Genomic DNA, 738 nt, shown 5'->3' with positions numbered 1-738 from the left:
AAGGAATGCCTTTAAATGAATATACTATAAATTATGCAGATTTTTCTATAGAAAATGTAAATAAAATAAAAGAGTATATAAAATATTATGATGAAGAATGGAATATGAATAGGTTAAATTGGCCAGAAAGTTTATGGGGACCAGAACCAGAAGATGAAGATGAAAGATATGATGAAATGGAGAGAAGATTTAATGAAGCAGAAGGATTAATACCTTTAACATATGAAGGTTATTTCATTTCACAAGTAGTAGATAGTGATAAAACACCGGTATTTCATGTAGCTTATAGTGATGTAATAATATTAGATGCTTCTATTAGTAGTTTTATTAAAAGATTTTTTATAGAAAAGAAACTTATAGATAAAAACAAAGAAGATGACTTATTATTTAAAAATCAAACTTTTGTAAAGTTTTGGTTAGAGATATGTTATTATTAAAGAGTGTTATGAAAAAACTAATAATACTAACCCTTATACCCTTTATTATGCAAGCTACAGAAATAGATAGAATAATATATAATGGAAAAGAAGTTGAAGTATACGACCATTTAGGTAAGTATAAATTTACAATAAATACAGATGGCTCTATAAATGATAGTAAAACAAAAAGAGGGAAAGGTAGAAATATAAAATAAAAATATGAAATTAAAATTAAATAGAAAACTAGAATTGTTAAAAAAAGATGAGTTTGAAATAGTTGAAATATTAAATGAAATATTAGCAGAATATAGAAAAATAG

At 23.7% G+C, this 738-nt stretch carries 2 protein-coding genes; both read left to right on the top strand.

Going from position 1 to position 738, the window contains the following annotated elements:
• Positions 1 to 437, top strand: a 437-nt coding sequence (locus tag GM111_RS08320; RefSeq protein ID WP_197034545.1) for a hypothetical protein, incomplete at its 5' end; no start/stop codon positions are given.
• Between the two features lie 8 nt (positions 438 to 445).
• Positions 446 to 634 carry a hypothetical protein gene (locus GM111_RS08055; protein WP_156300579.1) on the top strand — a complete coding sequence of 63 codons (189 nt, stop codon included), beginning with the start codon at positions 446 to 448 and terminating at the stop codon, positions 632 to 634.
• Positions 635 to 738: the final 104 nt, after the last annotated feature.

Source organism: Streptobacillus canis, from assembly GCF_009733925.1.
GTDB lineage: Bacteria > Fusobacteriota > Fusobacteriia > Fusobacteriales > Leptotrichiaceae > Streptobacillus > Streptobacillus canis.
Note: the sequence above shows the minus strand (reverse complement) of the source record. Positions and strands in the feature narration are given on the sequence as shown.